Annotated in this window: 16 protein-coding genes; 9 read left to right on the forward strand and 7 right to left on the reverse strand. The window is 72.3% G+C overall.

What is annotated here, in order from left to right; all coding sequences use genetic code 11:
- Nucleotides 1-126 precede the first annotated feature (126 nt).
- Together glgX and SLAV_RS12385 are read left to right on the forward strand one after the other, a co-directional pair.
- Nucleotides 127-2,409 carry a glycogen debranching protein GlgX gene (gene glgX, locus SLAV_RS12380; RefSeq protein ID WP_030235995.1) on the forward strand — a complete coding sequence of 761 codons (2,283 nt, stop codon included), beginning with the start codon at nucleotides 127-129 and terminating at the stop codon, nucleotides 2,407-2,409.
- A 148-nt stretch (nucleotides 2,410-2,557) separates the two neighbouring features.
- Complete coding sequence (locus SLAV_RS12385) at nucleotides 2,558-3,280, forward strand: CDP-alcohol phosphatidyltransferase family protein (protein WP_030235992.1); 723 nt, start codon at nucleotides 2,558-2,560, stop codon at nucleotides 3,278-3,280.
- On the opposite strand, the gene SLAV_RS12390 is transcribed toward SLAV_RS12385, so the two are convergent.
- Nucleotides 3,261-3,743: an FAD synthase family protein gene (locus SLAV_RS12390; RefSeq protein ID WP_030235990.1), complete on the reverse strand. Its 483-nt coding sequence runs from the start codon at nucleotides 3,741-3,743 to the stop codon at nucleotides 3,261-3,263. The genes SLAV_RS12385 and SLAV_RS12390 overlap by 20 nt on opposite strands.
- 172 nt (nucleotides 3,744-3,915) lie before the next feature.
- Here SLAV_RS12390 and SLAV_RS12395 point away from each other — a divergent pair, with 172 nt between their 5' ends.
- From SLAV_RS12395 to SLAV_RS12405, 3 genes are read left to right on the forward strand one after another with little or no spacing between them, the layout of a single operon-like run.
- Nucleotides 3,916-5,121 (forward strand): glycosyltransferase family 4 protein, encoded by a 1,206-nt coding sequence (locus tag SLAV_RS12395; protein WP_051841261.1) that lies wholly within the window; start codon nucleotides 3,916-3,918, stop codon nucleotides 5,119-5,121.
- A complete protein-coding gene (locus tag SLAV_RS12400) occupies nucleotides 5,118-6,842 on the forward strand; it encodes an LPS biosynthesis protein (protein WP_030235984.1) in 1,725 nt (574 codons plus the stop codon). Before SLAV_RS12395 ends, SLAV_RS12400 begins: the two co-directional genes overlap by 4 nt.
- Complete coding sequence (locus tag SLAV_RS12405; RefSeq protein WP_030235980.1) at nucleotides 6,839-8,053, forward strand: MATE family efflux transporter; 1,215 nt, start codon at nucleotides 6,839-6,841, stop codon at nucleotides 8,051-8,053. The genes SLAV_RS12400 and SLAV_RS12405 overlap by 4 nt, the downstream gene beginning before the upstream one ends.
- Nucleotides 8,054-8,108: 55 nt before the next feature.
- Here SLAV_RS12405 and SLAV_RS12410 read toward each other — a convergent pair whose 3' ends face one another.
- Complete coding sequence (locus SLAV_RS12410; RefSeq protein WP_030235977.1) at nucleotides 8,109-9,620, reverse strand: hypothetical protein; 1,512 nt, start codon at nucleotides 9,618-9,620, stop codon at nucleotides 8,109-8,111.
- Between the two features lie 98 nt (nucleotides 9,621-9,718).
- Between SLAV_RS12410 and SLAV_RS12415 the strand changes: the two genes are divergently transcribed.
- Both SLAV_RS12415 and SLAV_RS12420 read left to right on the forward strand, forming a co-directional pair.
- Nucleotides 9,719-10,258, forward strand: coding sequence for a WcaF family extracellular polysaccharide biosynthesis acetyltransferase (locus tag SLAV_RS12415; RefSeq protein WP_030235974.1), 540 nt, complete (start codon nucleotides 9,719-9,721; stop codon nucleotides 10,256-10,258).
- Nucleotides 10,255-11,379 carry a glycosyltransferase gene (locus SLAV_RS12420; RefSeq protein ID WP_030235971.1) on the forward strand — a complete coding sequence of 375 codons (1,125 nt, stop codon included), beginning with the start codon at nucleotides 10,255-10,257 and terminating at the stop codon, nucleotides 11,377-11,379. Before SLAV_RS12415 ends, SLAV_RS12420 begins: the two co-directional genes overlap by 4 nt.
- 19 nt (nucleotides 11,380-11,398) lie before the next feature.
- On the opposite strand, the gene SLAV_RS12425 is transcribed toward SLAV_RS12420, so the two are convergent.
- The 4 genes from SLAV_RS12425 to gmd form a co-directional block, all read right to left on the reverse strand.
- Nucleotides 11,399-11,611 carry a hypothetical protein gene (locus SLAV_RS12425; protein WP_030235969.1) on the reverse strand — a complete coding sequence of 71 codons (213 nt, stop codon included), beginning with the start codon at nucleotides 11,609-11,611 and terminating at the stop codon, nucleotides 11,399-11,401.
- Between the two features lie 123 nt (nucleotides 11,612-11,734).
- Nucleotides 11,735-12,424 (reverse strand): hypothetical protein, encoded by a 690-nt coding sequence (locus SLAV_RS12430; RefSeq protein WP_030235967.1) that lies wholly within the window; start codon nucleotides 12,422-12,424, stop codon nucleotides 11,735-11,737.
- A gap of 78 nt (nucleotides 12,425-12,502) precedes the next feature.
- On the reverse strand, nucleotides 12,503-15,277 hold the full coding sequence (locus tag SLAV_RS12435; RefSeq protein WP_030235966.1) for a CBM96 family carbohydrate-binding protein: 2,775 nt from the start codon (nucleotides 15,275-15,277) through the stop codon (nucleotides 12,503-12,505).
- A 246-nt stretch (nucleotides 15,278-15,523) separates the two neighbouring features.
- Nucleotides 15,524-16,537: a GDP-mannose 4,6-dehydratase gene (gene gmd, locus SLAV_RS12440; RefSeq protein WP_030235965.1), complete on the reverse strand. Its 1,014-nt coding sequence runs from the start codon at nucleotides 16,535-16,537 to the stop codon at nucleotides 15,524-15,526.
- Nucleotides 16,538-16,828: 291 nt separating this feature from the next.
- Between gmd and SLAV_RS12445 the strand changes: the two genes are divergently transcribed.
- Complete coding sequence (locus SLAV_RS12445; protein WP_030235964.1) at nucleotides 16,829-17,779, forward strand: GDP-L-fucose synthase family protein; 951 nt, start codon at nucleotides 16,829-16,831, stop codon at nucleotides 17,777-17,779.
- Between the two features lie 14 nt (nucleotides 17,780-17,793).
- On the opposite strand, the gene SLAV_RS12450 is transcribed toward SLAV_RS12445, so the two are convergent.
- Nucleotides 17,794-19,281 (reverse strand): sugar transferase, encoded by a 1,488-nt coding sequence (locus tag SLAV_RS12450; protein ID WP_030235963.1) that lies wholly within the window; start codon nucleotides 19,279-19,281, stop codon nucleotides 17,794-17,796.
- A 382-nt stretch (nucleotides 19,282-19,663) separates the two neighbouring features.
- Between SLAV_RS12450 and SLAV_RS12455 the strand changes: the two genes are divergently transcribed.
- Nucleotides 19,664-21,934, forward strand: a complete 2,271-nt coding sequence (locus SLAV_RS12455; RefSeq protein ID WP_030235961.1) for a M4 family metallopeptidase — start codon at nucleotides 19,664-19,666, stop codon at nucleotides 21,932-21,934.
- Nucleotides 21,935-22,059 lie beyond the last annotated feature (125 nt).

Raw genomic sequence — 22,059 nt, forward strand, 5'->3', positions numbered from 1 at the left:
GAGGGCCGGGCACGTTCCGGGCAGAACTGTTCGGGCAGAACAGTGGGAAGGACCAGACGGGGGCGGGCCAGGCCGGGACGCCGGGCCGCACTCCCCCGCCGGTACCAGGAGCCGTGGAGGCGGGCAGTGTCGAGCGCAGCCGAGCAAGAGGCGGTGGATGCCGCCGCCAGCAATGCCGTGGGCGGCCCCGAGGCCAGGGACGCCATGGACTCCGTGCGCGAGCGGGTCCAGGCACAGGTGTTACGGGCCGCCGCACACCCGGCGCCACCCGTGTGGCCCGGGTCCGCGCATCCCCTGGGGGCCCGCTTCCACCCGGGCCCCGGCGGGGTCGCGGGCACCAACTTCGCGCTCTGGGCCCAGGGCGCGGAGGCCGTGGAGCTGTGCCTCTTCGACGGGGACGGGGTCGAGACCCGCTGCACCCTGACCGAGCTCACGCACGAGATCTGGCACGGCTTCGTCCCGGGGGTCCACCCCGGTCAGCGGTACGGCTTCCGGGTGCACGGCCGCTGGGACCCCTGGACGGGGGCCCGGTACAACCCGGCGAAGCTGCTCCTGGACCCGTACGCGCGCGCCGTCGACGGGGACTTCGCCCTGCCGCCCGAGGTCTACGGGCACGTCCGGGACTGGCCCCAGCAGTACATCGCCGACACCGTGCGCGACGACCGGGACTCGGCCCCGTTCGTCCCGAAGGGGGTGGTCGTCCACGATGACGACGACTGGGCGGACGACGTCCGGCCGAAGACGCCCTGGGCCGATTCGGTGATCTACGAACTGCACGTGCGCGGCTTCACGATGCGCCATCCGGGTGTTCCCGAGGAGCTGCGCGGCACCTACGCGGGGCTGGCCCACCCGGCGGCGGTCGAGCACCTGACCAGCCTCGGCGTGACCGCGGTGGAGCTGCTGCCGGTGCACCAGTTCGCGCACGAGGACCACCTGCTGCGCCGGGGCCTGCGCAACTACTGGGGCTACAACTCGGTCGGCTACTTCGCCCCGCACGCCGGGTACTGCGCCAGCGGGACCGCCGGGCAGCAGGTAGGCGAGTTCAAGCGGATGGTGAAGGCCCTGCACGCGGCCGGGATCGAGGTCATCCTCGACGTGGTCTACAACCACACGGCGGAGGCCGGGGAGCTGGGACCGACGCTGTCGCTGCGCGGGATCGACAACCGGGGCTACTACCGGCTCCAGTCCGACCAGCGCCGCTACGCCGACTACACGGGCTGCGGGAACACCCTGCACGCCGGACGGCCGCACGTGCTGCGCCTGATCACCGACTCCCTGCGCTACTGGGTCACCGAGATGGGGGTGGACGGCTTCCGGTTCGACCTGGCGGCGGCGCTGGCCCGCTCGATGCACGACGTGGACATGCTCTCGCCGTTCCTCGCGGTGATCGCCCAGGACCCGGTACTGCGGCGGGTCAAGCTGATCGCGGAGCCCTGGGACGTGGGGTCGGGTGGCTATCAGGTGGGGGCGTTCCCGCCGCTGTGGACGGAGTGGAACGACCGCTACCGCGATGCCGTGCGCGACTTCTGGCGGGGCGCGCTGCCCGACGTGAGGGACCTCGGCTACCGGCTGTCGGGCTCCAGCGACCTGTACGCGTGGGGCGGGCGGCGGCCGTACGCCTCGGTGAACTTCGTGACGGCGCACGACGGGTTCACCCTGCGGGACCTGGTGACCTACGAGCGCAAGCACAACGACGCCAACGGCGAGGAGGGCCGCGACGGGACGAACGACAACCGGTCGTGGAACTGCGGGGCGGAGGGCGAGAGCGCGGACCCGGGGGTCGGGGCGCTGCGCCGGCGCCAGCTGCGCAACCTGCTGACCACGCTGCTGCTGTCGACCGGGGTGCCGATGCTGGTGGCGGGCGACGAGTTCGGGCGCACGCAGGGCGGCAACAACAACGCGTACTGCCAGGACAACGAGACGGGATGGGTGGACTGGTCGCTGCTGGAGGACCCCGCCTGGAAGGAGCTCTTCGCACTGACCCGGCGGCTGATCGCGCTGCGCCAGGCGCATCCGGTGCTGCGCCGGAGGGCGTTCTTCTCGGGGCGGGCGCAGGGCGCGGACGGGCTGCGGGACCTGGCCTGGTTCACCCCGGCGGGCACGGAGATGACGGAGCGGGACTGGTACGCGCCGGCCGCCGCGGTGGGGCTGTACCTGTCGGGGCGGGACATCCCCGGGCGGGACGAGCGGGGTCTGCAGGTGACGGACGACAGTTTCCTGGCGCTGCTGCACGCCGGGGACCGGCCGGTGGAGTGGATCCTGCCGGGCCCGCCGTGGGCGGGGACGTACGAACTGGTCCTGGACACCTCCCGGGAGGCGCAGGCCGAGGCGCCGGCGGGGCGGCACCGGGGCGGGGAGCGGCTGACGGTCCCGGCGCGGTCGGTGCTGCTGCTGCGGGTGGTGTCGTAGGGCCGCCGTGCGCCCGGCCGCCGCGCCGGTTCCGGACGGATCGGCCCGTCCGGAACCGCGGCCCGTGGCCGTCCTGCGATGATGTGCCCCTCATACGAACACCCGTGCCCTCGTGCACGTGTGCCATCGCCGGGGATCAGGGGAACGCATGGCGAGAGTCGGGACCGCGCTGCTGGAACTGCGCGGGGCGCAGAAGTCGGCCAAGGGGGTGTCGCTCTATTCGCGCTTCGTCAACCGGCCCGCCGGGCGGTACCTGGCCGCCGGATCGTACGCGCTCGGGCTCACGCCGAACCAGGTGACGCTGGTCAGCGCCGCCTTCAGCTTCGCCGCCGTGGCGGCCGTCGCGCTGGCCGCGCCCTCCTGGGGGCTGGGCGTCGCCGTGTGGGCCGCGCTCGCGGTCGGTTTCGCCTTCGACTCCGCCGACGGGCAGCTGGCCCGGCTGCGCGGGGGCGGCAGCGCGGCGGGCGAGTGGCTCGACCACGTCGTGGACGCCGCCAAGCTGACCGCCCTGCACGCCTGTGTGCTGATCGCCTTCTACCGCTTCCCGGAGGAGTACGGGACCGGCTCCGACGGCTGGCTGCTGGTGCCGCTGGGCTTCCAGTTCGCCTCGGTCGTCACCTTCTTCGGCGGTCTGCTGACCGAGAAGCTCAAGCCGAAGCCCGCCCCGGGCAGCCCTGCCGCGGCGCCGTCGACCCTGCGGGCCGTGGCCCTGCTGCCCGTGGACTACGGGGTGTTCTGCCTGGTGTTCCTGCTGCTCGGCGGCGGGGCGCTGTTCCGCTGGGCGTACGCGGGCCTGGGCGCGGTGGCCACGCTGTTCCTGCTGGCGTTCCTGGCGAAGTGGTTCCGGGAGCTCAGCGCCGTTCGGCGGTGAGGGGTTCGGCCTGGGGCTGGGCGAGCGCGTCCAGGGCCCGGCGCAGCTGGGTGCTGGACGTGTGGACGGTGTAGGGGAAGTAGACGACGTCGACCCCGTGGGCGGCGAAGTCCCGCTCCAGCCGGTCGCCCTTGGGGGTGCCCCGCCAGTCGTCGCCCTTGAAGATCACGTCGAAGCGGACCTGCTTCCAGGTCTCGACCTTGTCGGGGACCGTCTCGACGAAGGCCGCGTCGACGTACTTGACGCTGCGGACGATCTCCAGCCGTTCCACCAGCGGGATCATCGGGCGGCGGCCCTTGGCCAGTTCGGCCATCTCGTCCGAGACCACACCGGCGACCAGGTAGTCGCACCGGCTGCGGGCGTGGCGCAGGATGTTGAGGTGTCCGATGTGGAAGAGGTCGTAGGCTCCGGGCGCGTAACCCACCCGGTACGGCCTGCGCGCCGCCGAAACGGGCTCGGACATGTCGTACTCCGTCATCAGTTACCCCCCAGCGGCCGCACCCCCCGGTGCGGCGGATTAGCAGACAATAGCGTGCACGTTCCGCACCCTGTGGGTGAACGAATAGGGTGACGTGCGCATCATCCAGGGGAGAAGGGGACGTTCAGTGTCCACATCCGGTCACCGGCGCCTGCTGCTGGTTTCCACCAACTACGCCCCGGAGCACGCGGGCATAGGCCCGTACGCCACCCAGATCGCGGAGCACTGGGCCGAAATCGGCCACGAGACGCATGTGTTGGCGGGCATGCCGCACTATCCGGCCTGGTCGGTCGAGCCGGAGTACAAGGGGGCGCTGCGGCGCACGGAGCAGCGTGCGGGGGTCACCGTGCACCGGCGCGCGCACACGGTGCCGCCGCGTCAGACCGCCGTCCGCCGGGCCCTTTTTGAAGGATCGATTCTGCTGCACGGCGCGGTGGCCCCGCCCCGGATGCCGAAGCCGGACGCGATCCTGGCCCAGATGCCCAGCCTGGCCGGCGGGGTGCTCGCCGCCCGGCTCGCGGCGAAGTGGAAGGTCCCCTACGTCCCGGTCGTCCAGGACCTGATGGGGGCCGCGGCCGCGCAGAGCGGGATCAGCGGCGGCGACAAGGCCGCCGCGTTCGCCGGGCGCGCGGAGGCGTACGCCCTGGGGCGCGCCACCCTGGTCGGCGTCATCCACGAGACCTTCGTGGACCGGGTCGTCGGCATGGGCGTGGACCCGAAGCGGATCCGGCTGGTCCCCAACTGGTCCCACGTGCCGCAGCCCACCAAGCCGCGCGGGGAGACCCGCCGTCACCTCGGCTGGGCACCCGGCCAGACCGTGGTGCTGCACTCCGGGAACATGGGCCTCAAGCAGGGCCTCGACGTCCTCGTCGGCGCGGCCCGGCTCGACCCGCAGGTCCGTTTCGTCCTCATGGGCGACGGCAGCCAGCGCGCGGCCCTCGCCGACCTCTCGGCCGACGTGCCGAACCTGGACATCATCCCCCCTGCCGCCGACGGGGAGTTCCCCGATATCCTCGCGGCGGCGGACGTCCTCGCGGTCACCCAGCACGCGGCCGTGCTCGACATGAGCGTCCCGTCCAAGCTGACCTCCTACTTCCAGGCCGGCCGGCCCGTCGTCGCGTCCGTCGCGGCCGAGGGCGGGACCGCCCAGGAGGTGGAACGTTCCGGCGCGGGGGTGCTCGTACCCCCGGAGGACCCCGCGGCCCTGCTGAAGGCCGTACGGGCCCTGGCCGAGGACCCCGAGGGCGCGGACGCGCTGGGCGCCGCCGGGCCCGTCCACGTGGCGGCCCACCTGAGCCGTGAGGCGGGCCTGGCCCGCATCGACGCACTGATCGACGAAGCACTTGGGGGTCTCCAGCCGTGACCGAGACGAACCGCCCGGCAGCGGCCCCGGCCGACGACGAGCCGGACCTGCTGCGGGACCAGTTCAAGCAGCTCCTGCGCTACCGCCGGCTCCTCGGCGCGGGCGTGGGCATCGGCCTGCTGGGCGGCGTCTACCTCGGCATCTCCACCGCGGACACCTATGTCGCGACCGCCGACGTCGTCCTGCGCGCCCCCACCGACGACCCGTTCAACCCGAGCCTGGCCCCCGACAAGGCCATCAACATCGGCTCCGAACGCCAGGTCGCGCTCTCCAGCTCCACGGCCGAGCAGGCGGCGAAGAAGCTGGGCATCGCCGACAAGGACTTCGCCGCGCTGCGCGGCGGCCTCCAGGTGACCAACCCGCCGCAGACGATGGTGCTCCGCTTCACCTACACCTCGGCCTCCCCCAAGGAGGCCGCCAAGCGGGCGAACGCGATGACCGCCGCCTACCTGCTCAAGCGGCAGGAGGCCCTCGACGCCACCCGCGACAAGATGGTCAAGGGCTACGAGGACCAGCGCGACCCGGTCGCCAAGCAGCTCGACGAGACGGCCCGGCAGGCCAACAACCTGCCCGCCGGAACGGCCCGCGACTCGGCGCTGTCCTCCAAGACCGACCTGCAGAGCAAGGTCAACACCCTCAACGGCAACATAGCCAAGCTCGCGGCCCTGGACATGACCCCCGGCCGGGTCACCAGCCCCGCCACCCCGCCCGCCGCGCCCGACGGTCCGGGCATCCCCATGTCGCTCGCGCTCGGCGCGGCCGTGGGCCTCGCACTCGGTCTGCTCGCCGCCTGGGTACGCCTCGTCTTCGACCCGGCGCCGCGCTCCGAGGGCGACGTGGCGCGGGCGCTGCGGGCCCCCGTCCTGGGCTCCCTGCCACGGGACAAGACCGGCGGCGGACCGCTGCTCGCGGCCGGTGAGGCCGATCCCCGGCTGGCCGAGGAGTACCGTTCGGTGGCCTTCCGGCTCGCCTACGACTCCCGCTTCGCCGACCGGCGCCGCCTGCTGGTGGTCGCCCCGCGCGGCAGCAGCGAGACCGCCGCCGCGGTGGCCGTGAACCTCGCCGCCTCCTTCGCCGAGACCGGCAAGGACGTCCTGCTCATCGAGGCCGACCTGCGCACCCCCGTGCTGGCCAGCCAGCTGCCCACCGACGCGGGCGCGCGGCCCCGCTGGAGCCAGCCGGGCGCCGCCGCGGCCGGCCCGGACGCCGACTGGCCCGACGGCCGGCAGCTGGTGGTGGACGCGGGCGAGTCGGGCTCCTTCGACCTGATCCCCGGCGAGCGGGCGCGCAACGTCCCCCGCGCGCTGACCTCCCCGCGCGCCACCCGGCTGATCTCCGAGGCCGACTCCCCCAACTCCACCGTCGTGGTCCTCGCCCCGCCGGTGCTCTCCTACGCCGACGCCCTCGCCCTCGTCGACCGCGTCGACGGAGTCCTGGTCGTCTGCGACCCGCGCGCGGTGCACCGCAGCGACCTGTCGCGGATCCGCGAGCTCATCGGCGGCGCGGGCGGCACCGTGCTCGGCGCCGTCCTGCACACGCCCCTGGCCACGGAGAAGCGCGGCGGGCGCGGCGCCTCGAAGAAGGCCGCGGCGGCCTCCGGCGCGGGCCCGGCGCCCGCCCCGCAGCCGCTGACCCGGCAGCCCGCCGACCTCGGGGAGCAGATCGCGGGCGACGGCAGCGACACCGTCGCCCTGCGCACGGTCCGTACGGGCCGGCGGTGAGCCGGCGGGGCCTCGGCGCCGTCGCCTCCGTCCTCGACCAGGCCGCCTCCAGCGCCACGAACATCCTGGTGCTGGTCCTGGCGGCCCGGCTCTCCTCGGCGTCCGGCTTCGCCGACTTCTCGATGGTGTACGTGACCTTCAGCGTGCTCCTCGGCCTCAACATGGCCTACGTCGGCCAGACCGTGGTCCTGGAGAAGGGCGGGCGGCTCGCGACGGTGTGCCGCTCCTCCGTGCTGTTCACCGCGGCCGCGTCGGCGGTGGCCGGGCTGCTGCTGGCGGTGGTGGGCCTGGCCCTGGCCGGGGACGCCGGGCGGGCCTTCCTCGCCCTGGGCCTCGTCCTGGCGCCGGTCCTCGTCCAGGACGGCCTGCGCTACTGCTTCTCCGCGCTGCGGGTGCCCCAGCGGGCGCTGGCCGCGGACTCGCTGCGGCTGCTGTGCGTGGTCGCGGCGCTGGCGGCGCAGCCGGCCGGGGCCTCGGCCGGGCGGCTGGTGCTGGTGTGGGGGCTGTCGGCGCTGCCCGCGCTGGGTCTGGGCCTGTGGCTGCTGCGGCCCCACGTGCGGGGGGCGCGGGCCGACCTGCGCCCGTACCTGCGGCGCGGGCACCTCGGGCAGCGGTTCGTGGTCGAGTTCGCCGTCGGCAACGGCTCCAGCCAGCTGGCGGTGCTCGGGCTCGGGGCGTTCGCGACCCCGCTGGCCGTCGGCGCGCTGCGCGGTGCGACCACCCTCTTCGGTCCGCTGAACGTGCTGTTCAACTCGGCGAACGCCTTCGGGCCGCCGGTGGTCGGCCGGGCCTCCGGCAAGCGGGGCGTGGTCCGGCTGACCGCCCTGATGGGCGCCGCCCTCGCCGTGCTCGGGGCCGGCTGGGCGGCCGTCCTGTACGCGCTGCCCGACCGGCTGGGCCGCCATCTGCTCGGCGACACCTGGGCGGCGGCCGCCGCGCTGCTCCCGGCGACGGGCGCGCAGTACGCGGTGATGGGACTGGGGACCTGCGCCCTGCTGACGCTGCGGGTGCTGAACCCGAAGGCCACCCTCTCCCTCCAGATCGTCTTCTCCCTGCTGTCGGTGGCCCTGCTGCTGGGCGGGTACGCGCTGTGGGGCGTGGCCGGAGCCGCCTGGGGCCTGGCCCTGGGCTCGGCGGCCAAGGCGGCCGCGGGCTGGCTGCGGGTGGCCCGGCTGGAGACCCCCGCCCCCGAGGTCGCGACCGCCGCCTGAACCCCGCCGGGCGCCGCCGGGCAGGAAGGGGTCACCTCGGCCGGGACCGCACCGGTCAGCGCAGGGTCGTCCCCTTGTCGTGGCGGTACGTGGCCACGAGCGCGAGGCACATCCCGGCGATGGCCACGCGCCCGGACGCCTGCAGGAGCGGGCCGCGCAGCAGGATGAAGGAGTACCCGGCGACCAGCGGGACCACGGTGGAGATCAGGCTGCCCGGCGGGGAGCGCCGCGTGGCGCGCTTGGCGTACCGGCGGTCGACGCGGGCGGCGGCGTAGCCCATGGCGAGGAGCCCGGCGCCCATGCCCAGCGGCCCGAAGTCGAGCCACAGTTCCGCCCAGATCGGGGAGGAGAGGTTGGTGTTGACCGTGCCCATCCACTGGCCGACCATCACGCCCGTGTCGCGCGGCTTGCCCGGCCACACCGAGCGGGGCACCGCGAAGAAGACGGATCCGGCGAGCTGGCGGCCGTAGAAGTGGCCGGGGCCGGAGTTGGAGAAGGTGATGGTGTTGGCGAACATGCCGATCTGGTCGTAGTCCTTGAGCGCCATGGGCTCCAGGAACGAGGTCGTCTCGACGGGCTTGTAGTTCTTCTCGTCGTAGCGGAAGCGGTCCGCGAAGGGGAAGACGAGCAGGGCGACCACCACCGCCATCGACAGGGCCACCCGGTACATCGCGGCGCTCACCGGGAAGACGGTGAAGAGCAGCGCGAACAGGACGGTGAGGAACCAGTAGCGCGGGTTCGAGACGGGGTTGTTGACGATCAGGTTCAGGGCGGCGAGCGCACCCGTCGTGGCGATGACCGAGACCTTGCGGCGGGCGTACTTCGAGGTGATCAGCCAGCGCGTGTACAGGAGCAGGGCGAGCAGGGCCGGGACGGTGCCGAAGCCCCGCAGCAGGGCCTGGCCGGCCTGGCCGTCGCCGTTGGAGACGCCCGCCTCCTGGATGCCCGCGATGATCTCCTGGCGGCTGGAGAAGAAGACCGCCGGTCCCCCCAGCTTCACGATGAACGCCGCGCTGCCCAGGAAGGCGAACAGGGTGAGGAGTTGGAGGCGCCGCCGGTGGACCATCACCGGCCTCGGCTCCTTGCGGGCGCCGCCGGCCCGGCGCGCGGCGGGCCGGTGACGGGCCAGCAGCACGCCGACGTCGAAGGCCGTACAGCCCAGCAGCACCAGGCCGATGGCGACGGTGAGGTCGGAGCGGGGGCCGACGACCGGCGTGGGGACCCGGCCGAGGACGGCCTGGGCGAGGGGGGCCACGCCCATGGCCATGTACACGAACAGCCAGAAGGAACCCTGCAGCAGCTTGCGGCGGCTGGTCAGCACCATGGCCGAGAGCCGCGCGCCCGCGTACATGGCCAGCAGCAGCTGCAGCCAGAAGGCGGCGTCGCGCTGGCCGTCGCCGGACTGGGCGGCGACGACGAACGGCAGGAAGACGGTGAACCCGAGGGCGAGGGGGACCGAGAGCGCACGGGAGAGAAGGGTGCGCGGGGTGGTCACCCGCCCCCACTGCGACTCGTCGAGGAGCAGGGGCCGTTCGGGGGCGACCGAGGGTTCGCGTACGTCCGTCACCACTGTTGCCCCCACCCCTGTGCGTGATCCGCGCGCAGTCTAGTCTGAGCGTTCCGCGCCCGGGGAGGCGCGTCGGGGTGGACGACGAGGGGCGACTGTTGCGTGATCTTCCTGCCTTCACGCTGGCCGGCTACGACAAGGGGCGCGGTCTGCTGACCCAGGCCCTGTGGTTCGCGGTGATGAACACGCTGTTCATGGCGTGGTTCTGCCCGGCCCGGCTGCGGGTCGCGCTGCTGCGGGCGTTCGGGGCGCGGATCGGCGAGGGGGTGCTGATCCGCCACCGGGTGCGCGTGCTGTGGCCGTGGAAGCTGACCGTCGGGGACCACACCTGGATCGGCGAGGGCGCCTGGCTGCTGAACCTGGAGCCGGTGACCATAGGCGCGAACGTGTGCCTCTCGCAGGAGTCGCTGCTGTGCACCGGCTCGCACGACCACCGCGCCGCCGACTTCCGTTACCGCAACGCCCCGATCGTGGTCGAGGACGGCGCGTGGGTGGCCGTACGGGCGACCGTGCTGGCGGGCGTGACCGTCGGGCGGTGCGCGGTGGCGGGCGCCGGGTCCGTGGTCCACAAGGACCTGCCGGAGCTGACCCTGCAGACCCAGGACGGGCGTCGCCGCCCGGTGGAGGAGCCCAAGTGAGCGCCGCGCGCAAGGTCCTGCACGCCGTCACCCTGCACTCCCCCTCGCACGCCTTCGGCGGGCCGGTGCGGGTGGCGCTGAACCTGGCCAAGGGGCTGCGGGAGCGCGGCCACGAGGCCCGGCTGCTGGCGCTGGGCGAGGGCTTCGACCCGTGGCCGGACTCCGTGGAGGGGGTGCCCGCCAGGCTGTTCCCGGCCCGGCGGATCCTGCCGCTCGGCTTCAGCGGGATGACCTCGCCGGCCCTGCTGGCGTCGGCGGGCCGGCTGGTGCGGGCGGCCGATCTGGTCCACGTCCACCTCGCCCGGGACCTGGTGACCCTGCCCGTGGCCCTCGCCGCGCTGCGGGCGGGCAAGCCGCTGGTGCTGCAGACCCACGGGATGGTGGACCCGAGCGACAAGCTGCTGGCCAAGGTGCTCGACGCGGTGGCGGTACGCCGTCTGCTGCGCGGGGCCGACGCCGTGCTGTACCTGACCCCGCACGAGCGGGCGGGGCTGGAGGCGGTGGTGGGCGGGCCGTCGGTGCGTACCGTCCGCCTGGTCAACGGCACCCCGGCGCAGGAGGAGCGGCCGCCCCTGTCCGGCCCGCCGCGCGTGCTGTACTCCGCGCGGCTCCAGGCCCGCAAGCGGCCCGTCGACTTCGTGGACGCGGCGCCCGCCGTGCTCGCCTCCCACCCGGACGCCCACTTCGTGGTGGCGGGCCCGGACGAGGGGGAGCTGGCGGCGGTCCGCGCCCGGATCACCGCCCTGGGGCTGTCGGACCGCTTCACGGTGCCCGGGGCCCTGTCCGGCGCCGAGGTGCTCGCGGAGCTGCGCCGGGCCCACGTCTACGTACTGCCGTCGGTGGACGAGCCGTTCCCCATGTCGGTCCTGGAGGCCCTGGCGGTCGGGGTCCCGCCGGTGGTGACCCACTCCAACGGCCTGGCCCGCGACATCGCGGCGGCGGGCGCGGGCCGTGCGGTGGAGCCGGGCCCGGCGGGCGTCGCCGGGGCCGTCCTCGACCTGCTGGAGCCCGCCGCGAACGCGGCGGCCTCGAAGGCGGCCCGCGAACTGGCCGCGGCCTCCTTCTCGATGGACTCGGTCCTCGACACCCTCCTCGGGATCTACGGGGGCATCACGCGCTGAGCCGGGCCGCCACGCGGGCTCAGAGGGTGTCGCGCCGTTCCTCCACCACCGGGACGCCCAGCGCGCGGCGGCGCTTGAGGACGCTCGCGTAGACGCCGAGGCCCACCGCGCCCGCCACCATCATGATCACGCCCACCAGGTCGAGGTTGACGCTCTCCATCTGCCAGTCGCTCGCGAAGGTGAGGATGGCTCCCACCACGATCAGGGCGATACAACCGCCGATGCCGCGCATAACGTTCGCCTCCCGGCTGTTGGGCTTGTGAGCCCGCGGATACCCCGGCACGGAACACGAAAACGCCGCCGTCGCACCCGGGTCGGGTGCGGCGGCGGCGTCCGTCCGTACGGGCCGGGGGTGTTACGCGGGCACCCAGGCGTAGCAGCCCGTCGAGCGGAACTCGGTGGTGCCGGCCGGGACGGTGGCCGTGATCCGGTCACCGGCCTTGGGCGGGGTCTCGGGGCCCGAGGCCAGGACCGCGCCGTCCTTGCCCCTCGCCTCCCAGGTGCAGGTGGTGCTCTGGGTCAGCGCCCGGTAGGTACCGGGGGCCGGGACGGTCCGGGGGGAGTCCCCGAAGCCCTTCTCCGCCACCGCCAGCACCGGCTTCTGCTCCGGGCACAGGAACTCGATGGCGTCCTTCGCCCCGGTGACGTCCCCGGAGATGATGGCCGCGGCCGCCGCGTCCTTGTCCCGCTTGGCGGTGCGCTCCACCCGCTGGCAGGTCTCCTGACCGGTCTGCAGGACGGCCGCCGGGTCCGTCTTCTCCGGGACGCGTCCGCTCAGGTACTGCTTCTCGTTCGCCTTGAAGCTGCCCGTCTTGGGGGTCAGCCTGGCGTCCGGCAGGACCGGTCCCGTCGGCTTGGCGTCGGGGGAGGCGGCCGCGGTGGGCGCCGTGGAGGCGTCCGCCGGGTCGGGGACCGGGCTGGAGGCCGGCGGCTTCGGCTTGCCCGCCGCGTCGGCGGCGGCCTTGCCGTCGCCGTCGGAACTGCAGGCGGTCAGCGTCAGGGCGGCGGCCAGGAGGACGGCGGCCGCGGCGGAGCGTCGGTACATCAGGTGGCTCCCCTACGGGGTCGGAAAGGCGTACGGGGCCCGCCGTGTGCCGGCCGGGCCCCGTACGCCGTCAGGCGGTTACTTCGGGCCGAAGGTGAGGATCAGCTGCGGAGCGGCGTCCGCGGCCGTCGACTCCGCGGACCACAGCCACATCGCGTCGGTGCCCGTGCTCGTCAGGCCGAGGCTGTAGCTGCTGCCCAGCACGGCGGAGATGGCGGTGGTGTCCAGCTCGACGTTCTGGACGGCCGAACCGTCCGGCACGCCCGAGATGGAGCCGAGCGCGGTGGTGCCGAGGGTGGGCTTGGTGTTGAACGTCGTGCCGGTGCCGCTCCAGGTACCGGTGACCGGGACCACGGAGACGGTGTCGGCGGTGCCGGCCCCGGCCTGCGTGGAGGTCTTGAACTGGAGGGAGGCGCTCTTCAGGACCTGCCCGGACGGAGCCGCCGGGAGGGTGAAGCGCAGGTACGACTCGTACGCCGAGGTACCGCGCACCGCGAGCTGGGTGGAGGTGCCGTAGGCGGTGCTCGGGGCGCCCTGGTTGATGTAGGTGTCCTCGGTCGCGACGACCTTGGAGACCGTGTCGACGGCGGCCTTGGCCAGGTCGAAGTGGGACTTGACCTGGGCCTGGGTCAGCGCCGACGGGTAGACGGCCGTCTCGTCGATGGAACCGGCGAAGAAGTTGCTGGTCGGACGGGTCGGCCAGCTGCTGAGGTTGTCGCCGCCCACGTGCCAGAAACCGGCGTACGAGGTGGAGTTCGTGGCGCTGTTCGTGCCCTTGTTCTGGCCGTCGACGTACAGCGTCATGCCGCCGGGGCCCTGCGTACCGACGACGTGGTGCCACTTGTTGTCGTTGTACGTCTCGAACAGCCCGGTGGAGATGGTGCGGGTGGAGCCGTTGTAGACGCCGAAGATCAGACGACCGGTGTTGGTCATGTAGATCTGCTTGTCGTACGAGCCGCTGCTGTTGACCGTGTTGTTGCCGAAGCCGATCAGCTTGCCGCCGCGCGTGGTGCCGGTCTTGAACCAGGTCTCGATGGAGTACGAGGCGCCGACCGTCTGGCGGTGGTCGCTGTACACCTGCTGGCTGGTGCCGTTGAAGCCCATCGCCGTGCTGGTGCCGGTGATGGCGCCGGGGCTCTGGCCCAGGGCCGGGGCGCCCACCTGGATGCCGCTGGTGTTGCCGGACACCGAGGAGTCGGCCACGTACGGGCTGACGGTGTCGTCGTAGCGCCAGTAGAGGTTGGCGCCGTCCGCGCGGACCTTGTCCGGGTAGGCCTGGACCGAGGTCGGGACGGTCACGGAGACGTTCGCCGACAGGGCGCTGGTGTTGCCCGCGCCGTCGGTGGCGGTCACCCGGTAGCTGTAGGCCTGGCCCGCCTTGACGGTGGTGTCGGTCCAGGAGGCCTGCGGGCGCTCCCACTCCAGGGAGTCGGCCGAGACCGTGGCGATCGGGGTGCCCGAGCCGTTGCGGTAGATCCGGTACGTCAGCTTGCTGTCGTCCTGGTCGTAGCTGGTGCGCCAGCGGACCTGGACCTCACCGGGCTTGACGCTGCCGACGCTGGCGAGCGGGGTGGTGGGGGCGCCGACGTCGCCGGTGGAGGCGAAGCGGGTCAGGGCCTGCTGCGCGCGGCCGTTGATGAGGGTGAACTCACCGCCGACCCACATGTACTTGACGTCGTTCTTCTCCGCGATCGACATGACGCGCGGGCCGATGCCCTCGCCGATGCCGTCGTTCGCGGTGGGGTGCCATCCGAGCTTCGGCGGGCTCGGCACGAAACCGTCCACGGGCGCGGGGGCGGCACCCTTGTGGTCGGTCTGCTGGGCCAGCAGGAAGTTGCGCTTGCCGTCGGGGAACTGGCCCTCCAGCGAGCAGTCGTGGGCGTGCGAGGAGCTGTAGAGCACGCCGTCGTACGGCAGCACGTACTGGGTGGCGCCCAGGCAGCGGTCGCGCCACTTCTCGTTGAAGCCGGTGTCGAGGCCGATGCGGCCGTCGAAGACACCGCCGCCCGAGCCCTCGTTGCCGGTGTAGTAGCCCGTCGCGTCGGCCGCGATGTGCTTGACCACCGAGTTGGAGGGGATGGTGGAGTAGGTCTTGGCGACCGCGCCGGTGGTCGCGTCGACCACGGCCAGGGCGTGCGTGTTGGAGCCGTTGACCGAGAAGAAGTCGCCGCCGAGCAGGACGTTCTTGCCGTCGTTGCTGACCTGGATCGCACGGCCCGGCTCGTCCGCGTTGGCGGTGAAGGGCTTGAGCGCGCCGGAGCCGGCGTCGACCGCGGCGAACCGCTCGCGGGTCTGGCCCTCGACCGCGGCGAAGTCGCCGCCGACGTAGAGGGTGTCGTCGGTGACGGCGAGCGCACGGACGGTGGCGGGGACGGCCGGGTGGAACGAGGCCTTGGGGGCGCAGGTCTCGATGTCGATCGCCGCGAGGCTGGAGACCGGGGTGCCGTTGACGGCCCCGAAGTAGCCGCCCGCGTAGAGGGTCTTCTTGTCCTTCGAGACGGCCAGCGCCCGCACGGTCGCGGTGCCGTCGCCGACGGTGAAGGCCAGCTTGCAGGAGGTGGGGTTGCCCGTGGCGGCGTCGAGCGCCACGAAGTTCACGGCTTCCTGCTCGGTACCGGCCACGGCGTCGGGCGGGCGGACCGCCGAGAAGGTGCCGCCGGCGAAGACGGTGCCGTTCACCTGCTCCATGGCGAAGACGACGCCGTTCGGCTGCCACGTGGGCAGTTCGTCGGCGGTGAACGCCACGGGCGGCGTGATGGCGGAGGCCTCGGGCATCAACACCAGGCCTATTCCGGTACCGGCGCCGGCCAGTGACAGGGCGAGGGCAGCAGTCAGCCCTCTGGATCTACGCATGAGCCCCCCAGGGCAATCGCCCGGCTTGATGGCTGGAACTATCCGAACAGCCATATGTACTGGCGCAGACTAGGGCTCACCCGAGGCCCCGGTCACCTCAGTTGACCCCCTGCATACCAAATTGGAACCAACAGGGTGCAACGCGGGAGACGCACTTCGGACATACGGCAGGTTTGTCCCGGCCAAGACCGCGGAAGGTCGCGGTGATGACCGGGACACGGCAAATCGTAGGCGAAGCGCAGGGCCTCAGCGGTCGATACGCACGCTCGCGCCCGCCAGTTGGTCCTCGACCTGACGGATGTCCGCGTCCACCATGATCCGCGCCAGTTCCGGCACGAGGACCGACGGCTTCCAGCCAAGGAGCTCCTGTGCCTTGGACGCGTCGCCGATGAGCGCGTCGACCTCGCTCGGGCGCTCGTACTTGGGGTCGTAGCGCACGTGCTCGTTCCAGTCGAGGCCCGCGTGCGTGAAGGAGGACTCCACGAACTCGCGGACCGTCGCGGCGACTCCGGTGGCGACCACGTAGTCGGTCGGCTCGTCCTGCTGGAGCATCCGCCACATCGCGTCCACATACTCGGGGGCGTAGCCCCAGTCGCGGACGGCGTCGAGGTTGCCGAGGTAGAGGTGGTCCTGGAGACCGGCCTTGATGCGGGCGACCGCGCGGGTGATCTTGCGGGTCACGAAGGTCTCGCCGCGGCGCGGGGACTCGTGGTTGAAGAGGATCCCGTTGACGGCGAACATGTCGTACGCCTCGCGGTAGTTGACCGTGGTCCAGTACGCGAACACCTTCGCGGCGCCGTACGGGCTGCGCGGGTGGAAGGGGGTGCCCTCGTTCTGCGGGGGCGGGGTCGCGCCGTACATCTCGGAGGACGAGGCCTGGTAGATCCGGGTGTCCACACCGCTGGCCCGGATGGCCTCCAGCAGCCGCAGCGCGCCGAGGCCGGTCACGTCGCCCGTGTAGAGGGGGGCGTCGAAGGAGACCCGGACATGTGACTGGGCGCCCAGGTTGTAGACCTCGTCGGGGCGTATGTCACGGAGCAGGTTCACCAGGGCCACGCCGTCGGAGAGATCGGCGTGGTGCAGGACGAAGGAGCGGTTCGCGGTCTGCGGGTCCTGGTAGACGTGGTCGATCCGCTCCGTGTTGAAGCTGGAGGACCGCCGCACGAGCCCGTGCACCGTGTAGCCCTTGGAGAGCAGGAGCTCGGCGAGGTACGAGCCGTCCTGTCCGGTGACGCCGGTGATCAGTGCGGTCTTGCCCATGGGGTCCCCCAGGTTGTCGTTGCTGTCGTTGCTGTCGTTCGTGGTCGGGCTGCGTCCGGCCCGGTCGGCCGGGGTGTGAGGTGCGGGAACGCACCGTACTGCGTCGATCGGACGCCCTTCGCCCCCGGGGCGCCGCTGCCGGGCCCGGCGACGGCCGGAAATCCGGGCCCGAGGCCGGGGCCCCAGGCCGGGGCCCGGGGCCGAGGCCGGGGCCGGGGTGCGCAGTTGGGGCCGGGGCCGGAGTGCGGGTTGCGGGGAAGGCCGCAGCAGCGGACTGGCATCATCGGCGGTATGACAAGTTCGCCGCTCCTGCCCCCGCACGCCCGCGTATTCGTCGCCGGACACCGTGGCCTCGTGGGGTCCGCGGTCGCCCGCCGGCTCACCGCCGACGGCCACGAGGTGCTCACCCGCGGCCGGGCCGACCTCGACCTGCGCGACGCCGCCGCCACGGAGGCCCACCTGCGCGACGTGCGCCCCGACGCGGTCGTGCTGGCCGCCGCCAAGGTCGGCGGGATCATGGCCAACAGCACGTACCCGGTGCAGTTCCTGGAGGACAACCTCCGGATCCAGCTCAGCGTCATCGCCGGCTCGCACGCCGCCGGGGTGGGCCGCCTGCTCTTCCTCGGGTCCTCCTGCATCTACCCGAAGCACGCCCCGCAGCCGATCCACGAGGACGCGCTGCTGACGGGCCCGCTGGAGCCCACCAACGAGGCGTACGCCCTCGCCAAGATCGCCGGCATCGTGCAGGTCCAGTCCTACCGCAAGCAGTACGGGGCCTCGTACATCTCGGCCATGCCGACGAACCTCTACGGCCCGGGCGACAACTTCGACCTGGAGTCCTCGCACGTCCTGCCCGCCCTCATCCGCCGCTTCCACGAGGCCGCCGCCGAGGGGCGGGACGAGGTCACCCTGTGGGGCAGCGGCACCCCGCGCCGAGAGTTCCTCCACGTCGACGACCTGGCGGCCGCGTGCGCGGTGCTGCTGGAGCGCTACGACGGGGACGAGCCCGTCAACATCGGCTGCGGCGACGACCTGACCATCAAGGCGCTGGCCGAGACGGTCGCCGAGGTGACCGGCTTCGAGGGCCGGCTCGCCTGGGACACGTCCAAGCCGGACGGGACCCCGCGCAAGCTGCTCGACGTCTCCCGCCTGACCTCGCTGGGCTGGAAGCCGGGCATCCCGCTGCGGGACGGCATCGCCGCCACCTACCGCTGGTGGCTCGACCAGAGCCGGCAGAACTGACTCCACCACGGCCCTCAGTACGCTCCGCGACCGTCGACGACGGCGCGGAGCGTACGGCCCATCACGTCGACATCGCTGGTGAACGACCAGTTGTCCACGTACTGGAGATCGAGCTGAATCGTTTCGTCCCAGGAGAGGTCCGACCTCCCGCTGATCTGCCACAGGCCGGTCATCCCGGGCCGCACGGTGAGCCGGCGCAGCTCGACCTCGTCGTACTCCGCCACCTCCTCCGGCAGCGGCGGGCGCGGCCCGACCAGGGACATGCTGCCGGTCAGCACGTTGACCAGCTGGGGCAGTTCGTCCAGTGAGGTACGGCGCAGCAGGCGGCCCACCCGGGTCACCCGGGGGTCGCGGCGCATCTTGAACATCAGGCCGTCGTTCTCGTTGGCCCCCGTGAGCTCGGCCTTCAGCCGGTCGGCGTCCACCACCATCGTGCGGAACTTCCACATGACGAAGGGCTCACCGTCGCGGCCGATGCGGCGCTGGCTGTAGAAGGCCGGCCCGCGCGAGCCGAGCCGGATGGCCAGGACGACCGCCAGGAACAGCGGGGACAGCAGGAGCAGTCCGACGGCGGCGCCGAGGCGGTCCAGCACCGACTTGAGCAGGGTCTGCACCCCGCGGCCCACGGGCGGCGCGACCCGAAGCACCGCGAGTCCGCCCGCGGACTGGGTCTCCAGCCGCTTGACGGATATCTCCACCAGCCCGGGGAACACGGCCAGTTCGAGGCCCTCGTCGTGCAGGGCCCAGGCCACCCGGCGCAGCCGCTCCCCCGCGATCCGCGCGCCCGGCGCCACCAGCACCAGGTCGGCGTGGTGACTGCGGACGGCACCGAGCACCGGGGCCCCGTCGCCGTTCGGGGCCTCGGGCATCCCCGCGTCCAGCCGGGCCGCGACCGGGACGCCGCTGGTCAGGGAGCCGTCGCCGACGGGTACCACGCCGACGACGACGTACGGGTGGTCGGTGCGCGCGGCGAGGTGCGCGATGACGTGCTCGGCGGCCTCGGGCTCGCCGATGACCAGGACCCGGCTGACGGCCTGGGCCTCGCGGCGGGCGGCGGACAGGTGCCGGTAGGTGAGCTTGTGGCAGGCGACGGTGACGAGCAGGGCGGGCAACAGCGCCCCGAGGGCGGCCAGTCGGGGGGTGGCCTCCCCCGTCATCACCCGGGCGACGGCCAGGATTCCGATCAGAATCAGCCAGTCGTGCACGACGGGCAGCACTCCGCGGGATTCTCCGAGGGTCCGGGAGGAGTAACGTCGTCGCAGGCCCTGCACGCCGGTCCACGCGAGGGCGGCGGCGAGTGCGCAGGAGACCGGCCTGGCCTGCTGCGCGGCGTCGAAGACCAGGCCGACGGGTGCCGCGGCCCCGACGAAGTCGGCCGTCACCGCCGCCGGCAGGTACCACCGGGCCTTGTCACCGAGGCGCCGTGCGGGGGCGGTTGTCGTCCCCTCCGCACCCGCGGCCGTTCCGGCCACTCTTTGCGCAGGAAAACGGACATGCCTCATGGGCCCCCCTGGCACGTGGTCTATGTCGGTGGCGCGTGCCCGTGGCTTCCCCTGGCGACGGGCATCTGTCGCACCGGGAAACAGTACGACAAACACCCGTACGTTTAATGCCGTTCGGGTGAACGAGGCCTCTCGTTGCCCAAGCGTTAAATACCGGTATCAACTATTCCGGATCCCGGATCCCTCCTTCCCACACGAAGGTGAATGGTTCGGATACCGGATACGTCTCTACGGACAACGGACTGTTTCCGGCCAACCTTTTGACGCGGCCCTGACATCACAGCCAACTGATGGCACTCTTCGATCCGTTCATCGCATCAGCCCTGATCTGCCCGGAGGCCCACCCAGCCATCCGGAACCCCCCTTGCAGAAGGAGTCTGCGTTGAGTTCCACCCCCCAGAGGCGTGCCACTGCGGCCGGAGCACTCGTAGCCGCGGCAGCCCTGCTCGCCGTAGGTATACAGGCCGGTACCGCCACCGCCGACGTCACCGCGTCGCAGGCCGCCAAGGTCGCCCAGCCCAATCCGGGCGCGGCCAACCTCGTACTCAGCGCTTCGGAGCGTGCGACGCTCCTGGCCGACGCCAACTCGACCACCGTGCAGGCCGCCAAGGCCCTCGGTCTCGGCAGCGGCGAGAAGCTCGTCGTCCGCGACGTGGTCAAGGACGCGGACGGCACCACGCACACCACCTACGAGCGGACCTACAACGGTCTGCCCGTCCTCGGCGGCGACCTGACGGTCCACGCCAAGGGTGGTGTCACCAAGAGCGTGACCAAGGCCACCAACCACGAGATCAAGGTCGCGGACACCTCCGCCACCGTGACCCCGTCGGCCGCCGAAGGCACCGCCTTCGCCGCGCTGTCGGCCGCCGGCGGCAAGGACGCCAAGGCCGAGCAGGGTGCCCGCAAGGTGATCTGGGCCGCCGAAGGCGCCCCGGTCCTCGCCTACGAGACCGTCGTCGGCGGTGTCCAGAGCGACGGCGTCACCCCGAGCAAGCTGCACGTGGTCACCGACGCCAGGACCGGCGCGAAGATCACCGAGTGGCAGGCCGTCGAAAAGGGCATCGGCAACACCGAGTACAGCGGCCAGGTCACCCTGGGCACCTCGCAGTCGGGCAGCAACTACACGCTGACCGACGCGGGCCGCGGCGGTCACAAGACCTACGACCTCAACGGGGGCAGCTCCGGCACCGGCACGCTCTTCACGAGCACGTCCGACACCTGGGGCAACGGTTCTCCCTCCAACCGTCAGACCGCCGGCGCCGACGCCGCCTACGGTGCGCAGCTGACGTGGGACTACTACAAGAACGTGCACGGCCGCAACGGCCTGCGCAACGACGGCGTGGCCCCGTACAGCCGGGTCCACTACGGCAACGCGTACGTCAACGCGTTCTGGGACGACTCCTGCTTCTGCATGACCTACGGCGACGGCACGGGCAACAACCACCCGCTGACCTCCATCGACGTGGCCGCGCACGAGATGACCCACGGCCTCACCTCGGTCACCGGCAACATGACCTACAGCGGTGAGCCCGGTGGTCTGAACGAGGCGACCTCCGACATCATGGCGGCGAACGTCGAGTTCGCCGCGAACAACCCCAACGACGTCGGTGACTACCTCGTCGGCGAGAAGATCGACATCAATGGCGACGGCACGCCGCTGCGCTACATGGACAAGCCGAGCAAGGACGGCGGCTCCAAGGACGCGTGGTACTCGGGCATCGGCTCCATCGACGTCCACTACTCCTCGGGCCCGGCCAACCACGTCTACTACCTGATGTCCGAGGGCTCCGGCGCCAAGGTCATCAACGGGGTCAGCTACGACTCCCCGACCTCGGACGGCCTCCCGGTCACCGCGATCGGCCGTGACGCCGCCGCGAAGATCTGGTTCCGCGCGCTGACGGTGGGCTACTTCAAGTCCAACACCAACTACGCGGCCGCCCGTACGGCGACCCTGCAGGCCGCCGCCGACCTGTACGGCCAGGGCTCGACCACGTACAACAACGTGGCCAACGCCTGGGCCGGCATCAACGTCGGTGCGCGCATCGTCTCCGGCGTCTCGGTCACCCCGATCGCCAACCAGACCACCCAGATCAACACCGCCGTGAGCCTGCAGGTCCAGGCCACGAGCACCAACCCGGGTGCGCTGAGCTACGCGGCGACCGGCCTGCCGGCCGGCCTGTCGATCAACTCCTCGACCGGCCTGATCTCGGGCACGGCCACCACCGCGGGCACGTCCAACGTGACCGTCACGGTGACCGACTCGGCGAACAAGACGGGTACGGCGTCCTTCACCTGGACGGTCGGCACCGCCCAGCAGAACGTCTTCGAGAACACCAACGACTACGCGATCAACGACAACGCGACGGTCGAGTCCCCGATCACCGTGACCCGCACGGGCAACGCCCCGAGCACCCTCAAGGTGGACGTCGACATCAAGCACACGTACGTCGGTGACCTGCGGGTCGACCTGGTCGCCCCCGACGGCACCGTCTACAACCTGCGCAACCGCAGCGGCGGCAGCGCGGACAACATCCTCCAGAGCTTCACCGTGAACGCCTCCTCCGAGGTCGCCCAGGGTGTCTGGAAGCTCCGTGTCGCGGACCTCGCCTCCGCCGACACCGGCAAGATCGACAGCTGGAAGCTCACCTTCTGACCCCCACGAGGGGCACCGGTGGACCAGAGCTGAACCGCTAGATCACGGGGCCGCCCGGGAGAGAGACCTCCCCGGGCGGCCCTGTTCCATGCGCCCCGAGGGACGGGACGCGGAAGGGCCCGGCA

Origin of the sequence: Streptomyces lavendulae subsp. lavendulae, assembly GCF_002803845.1 — a bacterium.
Lineage (GTDB): Bacteria > Actinomycetota > Actinomycetes > Streptomycetales > Streptomycetaceae > Streptomyces > Streptomyces lavendulae.